The organism is Bacillota bacterium (assembly GCA_012839765.1).
Lineage (GTDB): Bacteria > Bacillota > Limnochordia > DUMW01 > DUMW01 > DUMW01.
Window position 1 is genome coordinate 41,499 of record DUMW01000022.1, and the last position, 16,271, is coordinate 57,769.

General features: G+C 57.5%; 14 protein-coding genes. 6 read left to right on the forward strand and 8 right to left on the reverse strand.

Annotated elements, in window-relative coordinates:
- Positions 1-37 precede the first annotated feature (37 nt).
- From GXX57_02155 to GXX57_02180, 6 genes are all read left to right on the forward strand, one after another.
- Positions 38-880, forward strand: a complete 843-nt coding sequence (locus GXX57_02155) for a sulfide/dihydroorotate dehydrogenase-like FAD/NAD-binding protein (GenBank protein ID HHV43458.1) — start codon at positions 38-40, stop codon at positions 878-880.
- Entirely contained in the window at positions 873-2,309 is a 1,437-nt protein-coding gene (gene gltA, locus GXX57_02160; protein ID HHV43459.1) for an NADPH-dependent glutamate synthase, read from the forward strand. Before GXX57_02155 ends, gltA begins: the two co-directional genes overlap by 8 nt.
- The gene (folD, locus tag GXX57_02165; protein ID HHV43460.1) at positions 2,299-3,153 is read left to right on the forward strand and encodes a bifunctional methylenetetrahydrofolate dehydrogenase/methenyltetrahydrofolate cyclohydrolase FolD; all 855 of its coding nucleotides are present in this window, start codon (positions 2,299-2,301) and stop codon (positions 3,151-3,153) included. The genes gltA and folD overlap by 11 nt, the downstream gene beginning before the upstream one ends.
- A 502-nt stretch (positions 3,154-3,655) precedes the next feature.
- A complete protein-coding gene (locus GXX57_02170; protein ID HHV43461.1) occupies positions 3,656-5,461 on the forward strand; it encodes a DUF4445 domain-containing protein in 1,806 nt (601 codons plus the stop codon).
- Between the two features lie 99 nt (positions 5,462-5,560).
- On the forward strand, positions 5,561-6,367 hold the full coding sequence (locus GXX57_02175; GenBank protein HHV43462.1) for a methyltetrahydrofolate cobalamin methyltransferase: 807 nt from the start codon (positions 5,561-5,563) through the stop codon (positions 6,365-6,367).
- A gap of 12 nt (positions 6,368-6,379) precedes the next feature.
- Positions 6,380-7,021 (forward strand): cobalamin-binding protein, encoded by a 642-nt coding sequence (locus GXX57_02180; protein ID HHV43463.1) that lies wholly within the window; start codon positions 6,380-6,382, stop codon positions 7,019-7,021.
- A gap of 58 nt (positions 7,022-7,079) precedes the next feature.
- Here GXX57_02180 and nikR read toward each other — a convergent pair whose 3' ends face one another.
- From nikR to GXX57_02220, 8 genes are all read right to left on the reverse strand, one after another.
- Positions 7,080-7,496, reverse strand: coding sequence for a nickel-responsive transcriptional regulator NikR (gene nikR / locus GXX57_02185; protein HHV43464.1), 417 nt, complete (start codon positions 7,494-7,496; stop codon positions 7,080-7,082).
- A gap of 10 nt (positions 7,497-7,506) precedes the next feature.
- A complete protein-coding gene (locus GXX57_02190; GenBank protein HHV43465.1) occupies positions 7,507-9,153 on the reverse strand; it encodes an ABC transporter ATP-binding protein in 1,647 nt (548 codons plus the stop codon).
- A 55-nt stretch (positions 9,154-9,208) separates the two neighbouring features.
- Positions 9,209-10,003 carry an ABC transporter permease gene (locus GXX57_02195; GenBank protein HHV43466.1) on the reverse strand — a complete coding sequence of 265 codons (795 nt, stop codon included), beginning with the start codon at positions 10,001-10,003 and terminating at the stop codon, positions 9,209-9,211.
- Positions 10,004-10,005: 2 nt separating this feature from the next.
- Positions 10,006-10,977, reverse strand: a complete 972-nt coding sequence (locus GXX57_02200) for an ABC transporter permease (GenBank protein HHV43467.1) — start codon at positions 10,975-10,977, stop codon at positions 10,006-10,008.
- Positions 10,970-12,625 (reverse strand): diguanylate phosphodiesterase, encoded by a 1,656-nt coding sequence (locus GXX57_02205; GenBank protein HHV43468.1) that lies wholly within the window; start codon positions 12,623-12,625, stop codon positions 10,970-10,972. The genes GXX57_02200 and GXX57_02205 overlap by 8 nt, the downstream gene beginning before the upstream one ends.
- Positions 12,626-12,681: 56 nt before the next feature.
- The gene (gene tsaA, locus GXX57_02210; protein ID HHV43469.1) at positions 12,682-13,086 is read right to left on the reverse strand and encodes a tRNA (N6-threonylcarbamoyladenosine(37)-N6)-methyltransferase TrmO; all 405 of its coding nucleotides are present in this window, start codon (positions 13,084-13,086) and stop codon (positions 12,682-12,684) included.
- Between the two features lie 2 nt (positions 13,087-13,088).
- Positions 13,089-13,613, reverse strand: a complete 525-nt coding sequence (locus tag GXX57_02215; GenBank protein ID HHV43470.1) for a formylmethanofuran dehydrogenase — start codon at positions 13,611-13,613, stop codon at positions 13,089-13,091.
- A 157-nt stretch (positions 13,614-13,770) separates the two neighbouring features.
- Positions 13,771-16,271, reverse strand: a 2,501-nt coding sequence (locus tag GXX57_02220; GenBank protein HHV43471.1) for a DUF4962 domain-containing protein, incomplete at its 5' end; no start/stop codon positions are given.

Consider the following 16,271-nt stretch of genomic DNA (forward strand, 5'->3'; position numbering starts at 1 on the left):
GTGTGGAAAGTGCACTGGGGAAGGAAGTGAGCATTAGTTGTATTTGGTTCGCAAGAATGAGGAGATTGGGCCGCAAATCAAGCGGATCGAAATAGAAGCACCATTGATTGCAGCCAAAGCTAAGCCCGGTCAGTTTGTGATCATCCGGGTAGATGAAGGCGGAGAACGGATTCCCCTCACGGTGGCCATTGCCGATGAGGCCCAAGGGACCATCACCGTGGTAGCCCAGGTGGTGGGGAAGAGCACCGGGAAACTAGCTGCCGTCCCTGCGGGAGAGTATCTTTCGGACGTGGCGGGCCCCTTGGGTACTCCCGCGGACATCCGCTATGTGGGGACCGTGGTCTGTGTGGCTGGGGGCGTGGGCAACGCCATCATTTATCCCGAGGCCAAGGCCTTCAAGGAAGCGGGCAACCGCGTGATTACCCTCCTGGGGGCCCGTAGCAAATCCCACTATTTCTTCACCGAAGAATTGGAAGGGGTTAGCGATCGGGTGCTTTATGCCACCGATGACGGCAGCTTCGGACACAAGGGTTTTGTGACAGACCTGTTGTCCGGACTTCTTGAACAGGGGGAGTCCATCGATCTCGTGGTGGCCATCGGACCTATCCCCATGATGCGGGCGGTGGCAGAATTAACCCGGCCGAAGGGCATTCCTACCACCGTGAGCTTAAATCCGGTGATGGTGGATGGCACTGGCATGTGCGGTGGCTGCCGGGTCACCGTGGACGGACAAGTGAAGTTCGCCTGTGTGGATGGGCCGGAATTCGACGGACACAAGGTGGACTTCGAGGAATTAATGGCCCGAAACCGTCAATATACTGAGGAGGAGCAGTTCAGTCTGGGACACCATCACGAAGGTAGGTGTGTACTGGATGTCTAAGATTCCACCAAGGACCAAAATGCCTGTGCAGCCTGCCGCAGAGCGGATCAAGAATTTTTCTGAAGTGAACCTAGGTTTTTCACCGGAAGAAGCGGTGGCCGAGGCCAAACGGTGTATCCAATGCAAGCACCGGCCTTGTGTCACGGGGTGTCCGGTTCAGATCGATATTCCCGATTTCGTTCGCCTGATTGCCGAGGAGCGTTTTGCTGAGGCCTTGGCGAAGATTAAGGAAAAAAACAGCCTGCCGGCCATTTGTGGGCGGGTCTGCCCCCAAGAGCGGCAATGTGAAGCGATGTGTACTTTGGGTAAGCGTTTTGAACCGGTGGCCATTGGTGCCTTGGAGCGCTTTGTGGCCGATTGGGGCCGCGCCCAGGGAGTCGGGGAGGCTGTCCCGATGGAAAAGCCTGCTCAAAGCCTGGGCAAAGTGGCCACGGTGGGATCGGGACCTGCGTCTATCACCTGTGCCGCGGAGTTGGCCCGGTTGGGTTATGAGGTGACCATCTTTGAGGCCCTCCATGAGCCCGGGGGTGTGTTGGTTTACGGGATCCCGGAGTTTCGTTTGCCCAAGGCCATCGTCAAAGAGGAGATTGACTACGTCCGTTCCCTAGGGGTGGAAATCCGGACCAATGTGATCATCGGGCAGACTTTGACCCTGCAGGAGCTGTTTACCCACGAAGGGTTCGATGCGGTCTTCTTGGGTGCGGGTGCCGGTACACCCTATTTCCTCGGGATTCCTGGCGAGAATGCCAACGGAGTCTTTTCCTCCAACGAATTCTTAACCCGGGTGAACTTGATGAAAGCCTATAAGTTTCCCCAGGTGGATACGCCGGTGAAGATCGGCAAGCGGGTTGTGGTGGTGGGTGGAGGCAATACGGCTATGGATGCCGCCCGCACAGCCCGTCGGTTGGGGGCGGAGGTGACGGTTCTGTACCGACGTTCCAGGGAAGAGATGCCGGCGCGAAACGAAGAAATTGAGCACGCGGTTGAAGAGGGCGTGGTTTTGGAGCTTCTGTCCTATCCAAAGGAGATCTTGTACGATGAGAATCGCTGGGTCACGGGTCTGGTCTGCGGACGGATGGAACTGGGGCCTGCGGGACCTGACGGGCGTCGTCAGGTGATCCCCATTCCCGATTCCACCTTCCAGTTGGCGGCGGATACGGTGATTGTGGCCATCGGGCAGGGACCTAACCCCTTGTTGCTCCGCAGTACCCCGGGACTGGACGCGGACAAACGGGGGTATATCGTGACCAAGGATCGGGTGTGGACCAACTTGCCTGGGGTATTTGCTGGCGGGGACCTCACTGGAGGTGCCAGTACGGTGATTAGCGCCATGGGGGACGGCAAGGCTGCTGCCTTTGCTATCCACCGTTACCTACAGGAAAAAAAGGCCGTTAAGATGCCGGAGGGGGAGACAACAGATGCAAGGTAAGGTGCTTGACGGTAAAGCCATCGCTGCGGAGATCCGAGCAAAGGTGAAGGAAGATGTGGCGCGGATGCAAAGGGAGCGGGGGATTACGCCGGGTTTAGCGGTGATCCTAGTGGGAGACGATCCTGCTTCCCAGATCTATGTGAACTCGAAGAAACGTGCCTGTGAGGAAGTGGGGATCTATTCCAGACAGTATCGGCTGCCGGCCGATACCTCTCAGACCGAACTACTGCAGCTGATCCATCGGCTCAATGTGGATCCTGCCATCCACGGGATCCTGGTCCAGCTGCCGTTACCGGCCCACTTGGATGAAAAGCTGGTGATTGATACCATCAGCCCAGCCAAAGACGTGGATGGGTTCCACCCCATTAACGTCGGGAAGTTGTCCATTGGGGAACCGAGCTTGCTCCCCTGTACTCCCGCGGGGATTATGGAGCTTTTGCGGCGCACCGAGGTGGATCTGGGGGGACGCCATGCGGTGGTGGTGGGCCGGAGCAATATTGTGGGCAAACCTACCGCGCTATTGCTCTTGCGGGAGAATGCCACGGTGACCATCTGCCATTCCCGCACCAAGGATCTGGCCAGTGAGTGTCAGCGGGCCGATATCCTCGTAGCGGCGGTGGGTAGACCGGAATTAATTAAAGGCCATTGGATCAAAAAAGGTGCCATCGTCATTGACGTGGGGGTAAACCGCGTGGAAGGCAAACTGTTCGGTGATGTGGAATTTGCGGCCGCAAAGGAAAGGGCCTCCTACATCACACCTGTGCCCGGCGGTGTGGGTCCCATGACTATTGCTATGCTGATGGTAAACACCTTGCAGGCTGCAGGTGGACGCGCAGGGGAATAGTTGCCTGGGGTTGAATGGGGGCGGCAGGACAAACCGTCCAAGCCTGCTCCACCTACGCCTGATCTGTAGCCTGTTTAGTCCTGGTTTAGGAGAAGATCCTGGACATCGCCCATGAGCCGGGTCCAGGGAGCCCAGGGTGATGAGCCTTTCCTGGAGGCTTGATGTTTTCCGATTACTGCTGAGGTGGTAGCTGAACCTTTGGGGAGAACAAGATCTTCCCCGAAAGCGCAAGAAGGTACAAAGGAATTCCTCCCGCGGATGTCAAAGGTGTTGAACGCGAAGGTGCTATCGTCATTTACGTGGAAATAGACCACGTGGGCGCTAGACTGCTTGGGCCGCAAAGAATACACCTGTTCCCGTTAGCGGAGTGCCCATATGATGGCCCTGTTGATGGCCAACACCTTACAGACCGCGGGGGCGGGGGCGAAATGGGGTAGTTACCTTGGGCTTAGTGACTTTCTACTACGAAACGACATTGGAAGATAGACAGCCTGTGGCACAGATGTCTGCTACCGTTGGCAGCCCGTTGCTGGCTGTGGCACGGGCGGCAGGGATAGAATTGGAAGCCACCTGTGCCGGCAAGGGGCGCTGCGGTCAATGCCGGGTACGGGCGGTGGGGGACCTGGCCCCGGTGACGCCCACCGAAGAGAAGGTGCTCTCCAAAGAGGAACTGGCGGACAATATCCGGTTAGCTTGTCAGGCCAAGGTAATCGGCGATGTGGAGGTTTGGGTGCCCAGGGCGGTGAAGGGGCAGCGGATCCTGAGTTCCGGCCTAGCCCAGGAGGTGGAAATCGCTCCGGCGGTACAGAAGGAATGTGTCACGGTGGCAAAGCCATCCTTGGAAGATGACTACTCCGATGCGGAAAGACTACAGATGGCTTTGGAAGCCTCTAACCGGCTCTCTTTGGATCTATTGCAGGCCCTGCCTTTGACGCTTCGCCAGGAGAATCACCTGGTGACGGTGGTGAAGGGAGCGGGGGAACTGTTGGGTATTGAGCCAGGGGATACCACCGATCGAGTCTACGGGATCGCGTTTGACATCGGGACCACCACGGTGGTGGGAAGCCTGGTGGATTTGAAGACCGGTCGGGAGCTTGCGGTCCATTCTGCCCTCAACGGCCAAGTGCCCTACGGGGCCGACGTGATCTCCCGGATCAATTATACTGTGGAGGAAGCCCAGGGTCTGGCCACCCTGCAGAGAGCCATCATCGCCACTTTGAATGAGATTATCCAGAAGTTAGTGGCCGAGACCAAAATCAATGCCGAGGAGATTTATCAGGTGGTGGTGGTGGGGAACACCTGTATGCAGCATCTTCTGTTGGGGATTCCTCCCCGGTATTTAGCCGAAGCACCCTACTCCCCTTGTTTCCGGGACAGTGTAAGCACCTATGCCAAGGATCTGGGGCTGGCAGTTTTCCCCCGGGCCCTAGTGCAGACTCTACCCAATATTGCCGGTTATGTGGGTGGAGATACGGTGGGTGTGTTGTTGGCCACGGACCTGCAACGAAAGGAAGAGCCCACTTTGATGGTGGACATCGGCACCAATGGGGAAATTGCCCTGGCGTGGAAGGGAAGGATCCTGGCCTGTTCCACCGCGGCCGGCCCCGCCTTTGAAGGGGCTCAGATCCGTCAAGGGATGCGGGCGGCACCGGGGGCCATTGAAGGGGTGCGTCTGGGGCCGGAAGATGTGGAGCTACAAGTCATCGGCAGTGAGGAACCGGTGGGCATCTGTGGTTCGGGCCTGCTGGATGCGGTGGCAGAACTGCTGCGCCGGGGCCTTTTGGATTCCACGGGACGTCTGCTTCAGCCGGAGCAAGTGCCGGCCGATGTCAGTGATCGGATCAAGAACAGGCTGATCCCCTCCGAGGGCGGTGTGGACTTTGTCCTTGCTTGGGGACCTGGGGGAAAGCCTAAGGTGACCTTGACCCAGGGGGATATCAGACAGTTCCAGCTGGCCAAGGGTGCTATTTACTCTGGGATCACCGTCCTGTTGAAGGAGATGGGTGTGACGGTGGAGGAGCTCGGGGAGGTCCTGCTGGCCGGGGCCTTTGGGAACTACTTGGACAAAAAGAGTGCCGTAACGGTAGGATTGTTGCCCAAGATTTCCCCGGCGAAGATCACTTCTGTGGGGAACGCGGCCCGCACCGGTGCCTATTTAGCCTTGGCCTCAAAGAAGCTGCTAGGCAAGGCGCAGGAGATCGCCCGCGGCACCGTGCACGTGGAGTTGTCGGGGCGGTGGGATTTTCAGGAGACCTTCATGGAGGCCATGATGTTCCCTGACTATGCTGAAGTGGCTGCTCTTTTCTAATTGATCGCAAGATCTTCCCTGAAAACGCAAGAAGGTCCAAAGGAAACTTGTTGCGGATGTCAAATCATAAGGTGTTAAGTGGTAGGGGAGTGAACGTTGTTGATTTTAATTGGTGAATTGATCAATTCCAGTCGGCAGCCTGTCGCCGAGGCGATTGCTGCCAAAGATGTGAAGTACATCCAGAACCTGGCCCAGGCCCAGGCGGCCGCGGGAGTACATTATATTGATGTGAATTGCGGTACCCGTCTGGCCGATGAGTCGCAGGTGCTGGTTTGGTTAACGCAGATCATCCAAGAAGTGGTGGATCTGCCCCTGTGCCTTGATTCACCCAACCCCGAGGCTTTATCGAAGGCCTTACAAGTCCATCGCGGGAAGGCCCTCCTGAATTCCATCAGCTTAGAACAGCAAAGGTATGAACAAATGCTGCCAATTGTCTTGGAATACGGGTGTAGTGTGATCGGGCTGTGCATGGACGATGAAGGGATGCCAGAGACGGTGGCAGACACGGTGCGCTGTGCTGAACTCTTGGTGGAGCGGTTGCTGCAACGGGGTGTGCCGATGGAGGATCTTTACCTGGACCCCTTGGTTCGCCCCCTGAGCACCAACCATCAAGCGGCAACCACCTTTCTCGGGGCGGTGGCGGCGCTGAGGGACAGGTTTCCAACAGTCCATCTGACCTGTGGACTGAGCAATATTTCCTATGGATTGCCGAAACGGAGGATCCTGAACCAGGCCTTCCTAGTGGCGGCGATGGCCGCTGGCTTGGACAGCGCCATCCTCGATCCCTTGGATCGCAACTTGATGGCTTTGGTTTGTGCCACCGAGGCGATTCTAGGAAAGGACCCGTATTGCGCTGGCTATCTAGCCGCGCATCGGGCGGGAATGCTAGAACACAAGGAAACTTAGGGGGTAGTGGGAATGGAAGCACTGTTGAAGGAGATTTCCGAAGCGTTAATCCAAGGTAACGCGAACAAGGTGAAGGAATTGACCCAGAAGGGCCTCGACGAAGGCCTCCGTCCCGGCCAGATCATCCAGGAGGGCTTGATTTCTGGTATGATGATCATTGGTGAGCGGTTCAAGAAGAACGAAGTCTATGTACCGGAGGTTCTGATCGCCGCTCGGGCGATGCATGCTGGTTTGGACATTGTGAAGCCGTTGCTGACCGAAGGGGAAGTGACGGAGCTGGGTACGGTAATCATCGGTACTGTGAAGGGTGACCTCCACGACATCGGTAAGAACCTGGTGGCTATGATGTTGGAAGGGGCCGGGTTCAAGGTCATCGACCTCGGTGTTGACGTTTCACCGGAGAAATTCGTGGAAGCGGCCAAAGAGAACAATGCCGATCTCGTAGGTATGTCGGCTCTGCTGACTACCACCATGGTCAATATGAAGGAAACCGTCGAAGCCTTCGAGAAGGCGGGGATCCGGGACCAGGTGAAGATCATTGTTGGTGGCGCACCGGTAACCCAGAACTATTGCGATGAGATCAAGGCCGACGGCTATGCTCCCGATGCCGGTCGGGCGGTGAACGTAGCTAAAGAGTTGCTAGGCCTGGAGTAAGGCAGTGATGTCAGTGGGCCGGGAGGGGTCTTCCTTCCCGGCTATTTTTCTATCCCGTTTACGGCTGAAAGTAGGTCAGGAGCTTTCCGCGTTTTACGCCTCGGGTGCTTGTCATCTTGCCCGCGATCTCTTCGATTTCCGTGAGTCTTCCCCGCAGGACGATTACCTCCATACAGAGAGAATGATCTAAATGCACATGCAGGGTGGAGATAATGTGCTCATGGTACGCATGTTGCAGGTCCATCAGTTTGTCCGCAAGCTCCCGCACGTGGTGATCATAGACCAGGGTGAGGGTGCCCACGGCGGGGGTCTCGTCCCTGCGGGGACTGTTTGTCGCAAGATACTCCCGCATAAGATCCCGAATCGCCTCGGAACGATTGGTGTATCCCTTCGTGGCAATTAACTGATCAAAGTGATCCAAGAGGTCTTGTTCCACCGAAACACTAAATCTAGTTAGCTGTTCTTTCACGGGCAATTTCCCTCCCTTAGGCTAAGAGCAACTTGGTATACCCATGGGTAGGATGGGCAAATACCTTCCGGGCGGGACCCTCCTCCAGGATCTGTCCCCCCTGAAGAATATAGACCCGATCCGCGATCTTTTGGGCCAGGGCTACATCATGGGTGATGAAGAGCATGGAAAAGCCCCGGGCGTACTGCAGCTCCTTCAGGAGCCGGAGGAGGTTGGCTTGGCCCGAAGGGTCCAAATGGGCCGCGATCTCATCCGCGATGAGTAGCTTCGGATCCATCACCAGGGCCCGGGCGATGGCCACCCGTTGCAGTTGCCCATGGCTAAGTTCACCGCATTTTCGTTCCATGGGGAGGTTTGTCAGTCCCAGTTGTTCCATAGCCCTTTGTACTTTCCGCAACCGAGACCCTTTGTCTTCCTTCCATAGCAGCAAAGGCTCCTCGATGGCGGAGCGGATGCTGAAGCGGGGATTGATCGCCCCCTCCTGGAAGACGATCTGGATCCCCCCCGGAGTGCGGGTGGCCCAGTGGTCCTGGACCGGTCGCTTGAGGAAAAGGACCTCTCCCCGATCGGCCTTTGTGATCCCCGCACTGATCGCCGCCAAGGTGGACTTTCCCGAACCGGTTTCCCCCAGTAGGGCCACCACTTCACCGTGGTCGATGGAAAGGGTCACACCCCTAAGGGCGGTGACGTCTCCTTGCGGGGTGGGGAAGGTCTTATGGAGATCCCTAACTTCCAGCAGTGTCCTAATCCCGCCGAAATGGCAAGCGATTTTGCGGTCTGCTTTCTTGTGCAAAGGGGGACGACTTTCTTGGCAAAGGCCTTCTTTTTGGGTGCAGCGGTCAGCGAAGGCACATCCGGACCGGTGCTGGACCTTTCCTTCCGGTGGCTGCATGCCCCACAGGTCCTTGTAGGGGAAATAGGCCGGGGAGGCGTAAAGTAGGCCGCGGGTATAGGGATGCTTGGGGTGGTTGATGATCTCCGGGGTCGGTCCCTCCTCCATAATATTTCCCCGGCACATCACTAAGATCCGTTGGGTCATCTCTTCGATCAAAGTCAGATCGTGGGAGACGATTAGGGTGGTGATTCCCATTTCCCGCTGCAATTCTAGCAGGAGCTTCCGGATCTGAGCCTGGCTAATGGGATCCAAAGCCGAGGTGGGCTCGTCGATGAGCAAAAGCCGGGGATTTGCTGCCAAAGCCATGGCGATTAAGACCTTCTGGCGCATCCCCCCCGAAAGCTGGTGGGGATAGTGCTCCCCATGGCTAGGGTTTAGACCTACCGCGGTGAAAAGTTGTCCTAAGGAGGGAAAGTCTTTGGATGGACGGAACACCTCCCGGACCTGTTCTCCCACCGTTAGCACTGGATTTAGCACCTGCTGGGAATTGGCTAGGACCATGCCGATCTCTTTCCACCAAAGGCGCCGTCGTTCCGCCAGGGGAAGTTCCAGGAGGTTATGCCCTTGGTAGTAGATTTGACCGGAAATGTGGGCCTCTGGTCGGTAACCGAAGATACTCTCAAGTAGCGTGGTCTTCCCGCAGCCCGATTCCCCCACCAGTCCCGTGGCGGTGCCTGGGTGCAGGGTGAAGGAAACGCCTTCCACGGCCCGTATCCCTCCGGCGTATTCCACCGTCAAGTTCTTGATTTCCAGTAACGGTTGTGTCATCCCTAAGGAGGGGAACAAAGTTCCCCGTGGCCTCCCTTCGGTGCTTTCCACCAAGCTATTTCCCATGGGTCGTTCCGTCAATTCCCCGATAAACTAAAGCCAAGGCCAGCAGCACCCAGGTGATGGCCACCTGGGGCGCCAGCAGCCACCATTTCCAAAAGTCTGTGTGCCAAAGGGCGGGAAAGGCCAGGGCTTGGCGGATCAGTTGTCCCCAGCTGGGGACCGTGGGATCCCCCAGTCCCAACAGGGCCAGGCCTGCCTCCGCCATCACGGCGCGGTTGGCTACCCGCAGGGCCGAAAGTCCCATTAATGGCGCCAAGGAGGGCAAGAGATGCCGAAAGAACAGGTACAGGGGTCCGGCGCCATAGCTGCGGGCGGCTTTCACAAACCGGGCTTCTTTCAACTGCGCGGTGTTGGCCCGGATGAGCCGGGCAGGCATCATCCAGGAAAACAGGGTTAAGACCAGGATGGTATTTCGTAAACTGGGCCCTAACCACGCCGCCAAGACGATTATTACCAAAAACTGGGGCAAGCCCAGGGTCAGATCAATCAGGCGGGAAAGGACGGCGTCCCAAAGGCCGCCGTAGAACCCGGCCACAAACCCCACCACGGTGCCCAGGAGGGTGGCACCTAGGCTTACCGCGAAGGCCACCTGTAGACTAGTGCGGCCGCCCAACAAAAGCTGATGGGCAATGTCCTGCCCCAGATCATCGGTCCCTAAGGGATGCTCCTTGCCCGGAGGGGCCAAGGGGGGACCCTGGTTTTGGAGGGGGTATAAAACAGGTCCTAATCCCACCAAAAGCACCAGCCCAAGGAGTAGGCCAACTCCCATGAATCCTGAGGAGCCCATGGTCATTCCTCCCGGACCCGGGGATCTAGACGCCGGCAGAGGGCATCCCCCAGGAAATTTGCGGTAACAACTCCTACGGAGGTAAACAGGAGGATCCCCTGCAACAGGGGATAGTCTGCGGCCAGGACCGCCTGCTGCAACAGCTGGCCGATCCCGGGATAGGCAAAGAGGATCTCGATTAATACCGCACCGCCAAGTAAGGTGCCCAAAGAGGTGAAGGTACGGGTCACGATGGGGACCAGGCAATTGGCCAGTCCGTGCTTGAACAGCCGCACCTTTCCCGAAAGGCCTTTTAAGTAGGCTGTATGCATAAAGGGTTCCTCCAAGACCCCGATCATGGTGTTACGACAGAGAAGAAAACTGCTGCTGAGCCTGCTTAGGGACAAGGTGGCGATGGGCAAAGCCCCATGGCGGGCTAGATCCTTCACATAATCCCACCAACCAACATACTGGGCGAAATGGGTCCGGGCCCCCCCGAGGGGGAACCACTGCAGCCGCACGCTGAACCCGAAAAGGAGGAGAGTGCCAATCAGAAAGAGGGGCAATTCGCCCACAAGGACCAGAGCCCCATAAAGCACCCTCTCCCAGGGGCGCTTGCGGTACCAGGCCCCAAGACTCCCCAGGACCGTTCCGAGGATGGTGCTGATAAGAAGGCTTGGCACCACCAAAAGCAAGGTCCAACCCATGCGTTTTAGGACCAAGGGGAGCACCGGGGCTTTGAAGTAGATACTCTGTCCCAGATCGCCGGTCAGGATCCCTCGCCAATACTGCACATATTGCTGCCACCAAGGGGCGTCAAGGCCGTAATAGCGGCGGTAGTATTGGACCTGTTGCGCGGTGAGGACACTGATGGTATGATCCGCGTTGATCAGGGTTAGCAAGGGATCCCCGGGCAGCGCCCGGGGAAGGAGGAAATTCAAGTTGAACAGGATCAACAGGGTCAATCCATATTGGAGGAGCCGGTGCTTACTCATTGGTTTGGGCGCTGTCCTCCTGCATCAGGTAAGAGAGTTTGCTGTGGGTGGGTTCGTGGTGATCGAACATGTAGACCCAGCTGTCAAGCTTTGCCCTGTTGTAGACGAAAAAGTCAGTAGTGCAGAACAGCAAGATCTCCGGTACATTCTCCGCCAAAAGCTCCTGCAGCTGATTTAGCAGTTCCTGCCGGACCGCCGGATCGGTGGCCTCCCGCTGAAGCAAGGCTAGTTCCTTGATCTTTGGGTGGTGGAAGCCCGCCGATGTGAACTGGGAGACCAGCTGACTGGGTCCCTCCCAAGCAAAACGTAGGCGTAAGTAGTCTGGGTCCATGCCCATCCCACCATGGCCGAGGAGGGCCAACTGATAGTTCCCTTCTTGTACGAGGGTATCCTTTGTTCTGGCATCCACACTGCGCACCACCAGTTCTACGCCGATCTTCTCTAACTGTTGCTTCAGTACCTGCCCGATTCGTACCTCTCGATCCCCGGCAACCAAGAGGGTAAGGGGAGGAATGACCAGCTCCCCTTCCGCGATCAACTGTTCAGCCAATTCTACCGAGTGGGGATAGTCCCGCACCTGGGGGTAATAGTTGACGTGATCCCGGGGCAACAGGCCGAAGCTACCCGGTACCCCTGCGCCCCGGGTGATCAGTTCCACCAGCTGCTCACGATCAATGGCGTAGGCCAAGGCCTGTCGGAATTGCAGGTTCCCCAAGGGCTCCACGTTCAGGTTAAACAACAACCGATAACCCCAAAAGCCCGGGTTTTGCCTGATTCCGAAATTGGAGTTGGCGATGAAAAGGCCCAAGGCATCGGGGGATACGGTGGCTGCATCAACGGCCCCCTGGAGCAGGGCTAGCGTCTCGTCGGCCACGGGTACGAACTCGATCGCGGATACCCGCGGCGCGGGACCAAAGAACGCGGGGTTTTCCACAAAACGATAGGTGCCGTGTTCTTTATCGTAGGAGTCTAACTTGAAGGGACCGGTGCCGATGAAGGCCGCGGGTTCGGAAAAGGTATAAGGATCAGTAACTTCGGCATAGACGTGCTTGGGGATGATGCGCACCGACCCTAACTTGCCTAGCATGGTGCTGTCGGGGGTGGTCAGTTCTGCAATGAGACGATCCCCTTCCAGGCGGAAGGTTACCTCCCCGGGGGAAATATGGGCCAATACCGGTGGATATTTTAGGGCATACTCCATGGAAAACAGCACATCCTCCGGTGTAAGGTCCCGGCCATCATGCCACTTCACACCGGAACGCAAAGAGAAGACGATGGTGCGTCCGTCGTCTTTCACTTCGTAACTGCTAGCCAGCCAGGGAATGTAACCGGACTCGGTCCGCTCCAGGAGGCTGTCGAAGATGAGCTGCATTTTGTAGATGCCGGGACCCCGGGAGTAATGCAAATAGGGATTGGGTGCCCCCCAGTCCTGGCTGGGCAGACGGAGGACCGGCTTTTCTATCCTGGGTTCCTCTAAGGATTGTTCTGTGGGTTCTGCTGCGGACTGGGTGGGCAACTCCTCCCGTTCTTCCCAATGGGGGAGTTCCTCTGCCTCCTGTGGTCGCAGATTCCACGCCATGATTCCCGCAATCAGCACAGCACAGCCCAGAAAGATAAAAAGGGGAAGGAGCTTTTCTTTGCCTGCCATAGCTTTGCGACAACATCGCGGGCCCGTTTGCCTGCTGTTGTCTACCACCTTTCGTTTTATTGTCCAGATATTCCCTTGATGTCCAAAACCGGTGTATCCGGGAAGGCATCAAGACCGGCGACGGTAAGTATGTTGTCTTTGCGCAGGATCAACCGTACCTCTGTGACACCGATGGGATTGGGTCGATAGGGACTACGGGTGGCAAAGGAGCCTAAAAGGGGCTGGGTAGGATCGCCGTACCGATGTCCCTGCCAGGCATGCTCCCTGGGTATGAGGTGCAGCCAGTAGAGGACGAGCAGGTGGGAACAGTGTTCGACGCCCAGCAGTGCTTCTCGGTATGCCGGATCAACATGGATCTCCACCAGCTCCGGGAAGGGATACCGATCCCGGGGTCCAACTTCCTTGGGAGCGACTACTTCCTTCCGGTATCGTACGTACCCAATGGGTTTCACTTGCCACATGGTTACTGTCCCCGGGTCCTGTCCCAGCGGACCGGTTCTTCTTGGGCACAGGGAATGCAGCAGATCTGCCCGTCCCGTACCCGTAACCTTCCTTCGCTGGTGCTCTCGCCACAAAAGCTGCACCGGAAAGAAGGATAAATCCGGGCCTTGGGGGGCGATTCCCAGACTACTTCGGTAACTTGGGCAAACTGTTCCTCTGGCATTGCCAGGAGCTCATCAACGGACAAATCCTTCGGCCAATCCAGTGTCTTGGGACTGATGCGGATGGCCTTCTTTGCGGAGCGTAGTCCGAAGGTGTACACTTGCTTGCCGTAGTCCCGGAGAAATAGGTTACCCTTTCCTAGGGTAGCTCCCGTTACCACCGAGATGGCATCCACCGCACAGGAGGCATTTTCTACGATGGCTACTATCTCTTCGTCGGCGGCCCTTTCCGCAGCCAGCTTGTCCAGGGCCAAGGTCCCCACCCGATAACCAATGGCCAAGCCCTTGCAGGTATGGCCGTGAAACTCCTGACACCGCTCCCACATGTGGTATTCCTCCAGTATTACGAATCTCAAATTCGTGTTACTGACAGTATAGGGGAGGGGTTGCGGACATGTCAAGTATTAGTATGCTTGGTGAGGAAAGGATCTGGGTGAGCCGATGGGGGAAGGGGCCCAAGTCTCCTTGGACCCCGTTACGGTGTTAGTAACCGATCTCGATCTTGTGCTGTCCGGCGGGGAGGTTGAACTCCAACATCTCGTTGGCTCCCACCTGCCGGTAAAGGACCCACACATCACGGCCGTTGAGAAGTACCTTCCGGGGCCGAGCCGCGGTCCGCACTGCTACCTTGGTGAATTCCTCCACCACGGCCACTTCCAGGCAGAGGCCATCGCTTTCCTTGGTCAGGCTTGCGGCCATGGATTGATCGCTAGAAAGCTGCACCTGTCCTTCAAAGGTCACCTGGTTGCCGTTGAAAAGCCCTATCCGGTTCCAAGTGTCTTCTGCCCAACGGACATAGGCCACCTGGCCGGTGACCGCCAAATCGCCAAGGGTCAACGGGTTGGTACTACTCTTCTTATTGAACGCGATCTGATCTTGCCAGTCCGGGGAGACGATGTCCAGGTACAGGGCCTGGTCATCGTCCTGCCCTATTTGAGCCTGCAGATCCAAGGCTTGTTCTTTGGGGCCGAACTGGACCAGTACCAGGAACTGATCCTCCACCGCGGGTTCGTCCCAGCTTGCCACCAGGTAGGGATGGGGTTGGGCGGTGGTGGCCAGATAGCCCTCTTCCAGCCTAAACTGGGGCACCCGGGAATCCAAAAACTCCACCAGGGCATGGTGTTTGCTCCCCTCCAGCCGGTAACTGTTTTGGCTGTGCGGGATCAAATCCCCTTCGGTGTGTAATACCCACTCAAAGGTGACCGGTAGACCCGAGGACCGGAGCCGATCGTAGACCAGAAGATAATCCTCCTTGATGAAGACGTTATGCCGCTGGAAGCTATCTAGATCCGCGTAGCTGTAGCCCCCCTCTCCAGACACGTAATTGAAGGTGTCGGAACCGAAGTAGCCGAGGATCTCACCTTTGTAGGGCTTTTCCTGACCCATGCCGTTTACCAGGATCGTGTTGTGGGCTGCGGTGGTCTGGTAATAGGTGGCGTGTAAGGGATTGCCGTAGCTGGAGATCCCGCTTTCGGCGAGGAGCTTATCTTCCCCGACCCACAGGTTGATTCCGTTGCGGTCCGGGTGGTCGTGGGCGGGAACGTAGGGCTGGGAGTTAAAGGAGAAAAGGGCGGCATCCTTCTCCCAACTGGTCCGCATGGTGACCACCCCTATGCCGGCAAAAAGCTGGGAAGTGGCCAGAAGCCCTGCGGGTGATTTGGCCTCCAAGGTGGGGTCGTACCAGAGGAAGTACCAGATATCCAGTGGTGGGCCACCCAGTTCTGTCAGGTACCACTGATAGACCGGATCCTGGTACCGCTTGGCCGCTGCGGAGATATAGTACCTGATGTCTGTCCCCTGTACTACGGTGGCGGCGCAGTCGTTGATGTTGAGGTTATACTTCCGATCGGGACTGGTAAGGTGGATGAAGTAATACCCGGCGTTGCGCCAGAAGGGATGCTCCACGATCCTCAGGTCCCCCGCATCGGCTAGGGCCTCCGCAAAGGGGAGGATGTCCCGAATGGTGTGTACCGCGTAACCTACGCCCTCGGTGAACCCGCCACTGGGGCACTGTTCATCTAGGGACTGGATGGTGTTGTTCCGGGCCAGGATGATCCATTCCCGGGCCTCGGGGAAGTCGTGGTAGAAGGCCACGCCCGCCAAGCCCAGGGCACTGTAGACAATGGTCCACTGGTTGCTGTAGGCGGCGTTGCTCCGCACGTACCAGGGTACCTTGTTGACGAAATCGGAGATGATCTTCTGGCAGTGCCAGTAGACCGCCTCCTTGATGGCTTCTTTTTCTTCTGCGGTCAAAAGGTCCTGCAGCCAATCGTAGCCTAGGGCCATGGCTACCAACATGCTGGAGGTGCCGAACCATTCCCCATCGTCCCCGCCAGGGGGAAGTTGGGAGGTCGGACTGATTAAGGTCCAACCGGGCACCGTCCACCGGCCCCAGGTGGTGGCGGCCATCAGCCACTCCTTGGCCCGCATCCCCAACTCCTCTTGGCCCGTGAGCAGATAAGCGCCGGCCAGTTGAATGACTTGGGAGCGCACCCGATTTGCCCGGGCCACCGCGGCCATGGCCAGGGCGAACTGCTCCACGTTGTCCCCCATCAGTCGCGTCACCACCCGTCCGTCGATCTCCCAGGGCTCCAGATCTTCGAGCCGCTCCTTCACTGTGGGGATGGGCACAGTTAGGGCCTTGCGGGCATCGGCGGCGATGCGGTTGAGCAATTGCCGGTTGAGATAATTGCTGCTGAGCCGCTGGCGGAGTTCATCCAATTGGCTGGATTGTATGAACAAATAGGGGTGCGGTACGGGCAGGTCAATGGTTAACTCGTCGTCCATGGTGGAGATAACCCCCTCCAATCTGGCAAGTTGTTCCCGTTGTAGAAATAAGCTTTGCTGGGTCAAAGCTTCCTCCAATCGGATCAAGCGCATGTCGCCGAAGTAGAGAACGGTGGTGGGATCAGCTTCGTGTCCCCAACCGGAGGCGTAGAACTCGAAACCGTCGACCTGATCCCAGCCTAGGGGTTCCCGGGAGA

Excerpts from the sequence above, each read along its gene's own strand:
- GXX57_02190 (HHV43465.1), bottom strand. The coding sequence starts at position 9,153 with ATGACACAACCGTTACTGGAAATCAAGAACTTGACGGTGGAATACGCC.
- folD (HHV43460.1), top strand. The coding sequence starts at position 2,299 with ATGCAAGGTAAGGTGCTTGACGGTAAAGCCATCGCTGCGGAGATCCGA.
- GXX57_02215 (HHV43470.1), bottom strand. The coding sequence starts at position 13,613 with ATGTGGGAGCGGTGTCAGGAGTTTCACGGCCATACCTGCAAGGGCTTG.
- GXX57_02205 (HHV43468.1), bottom strand. The coding sequence starts at position 12,625 with ATGGCAGGCAAAGAAAAGCTCCTTCCCCTTTTTATCTTTCTGGGCTGT.
- GXX57_02180 (HHV43463.1), top strand. The coding sequence starts at position 6,380 with ATGGAAGCACTGTTGAAGGAGATTTCCGAAGCGTTAATCCAAGGTAAC.
- gltA (HHV43459.1), top strand. The coding sequence starts at position 873 with ATGTCTAAGATTCCACCAAGGACCAAAATGCCTGTGCAGCCTGCCGCA.
- tsaA (HHV43469.1), bottom strand. The coding sequence starts at position 13,086 with ATGTGGCAAGTGAAACCCATTGGGTACGTACGATACCGGAAGGAAGTA.
- GXX57_02195 (HHV43466.1), bottom strand. The coding sequence starts at position 10,003 with ATGGGCTCCTCAGGATTCATGGGAGTTGGCCTACTCCTTGGGCTGGTG.
- GXX57_02170 (HHV43461.1), top strand. The coding sequence starts at position 3,656 with ATGTCTGCTACCGTTGGCAGCCCGTTGCTGGCTGTGGCACGGGCGGCA.
- GXX57_02200 (HHV43467.1), bottom strand. The coding sequence starts at position 10,977 with ATGAGTAAGCACCGGCTCCTCCAATATGGATTGACCCTGTTGATCCTG.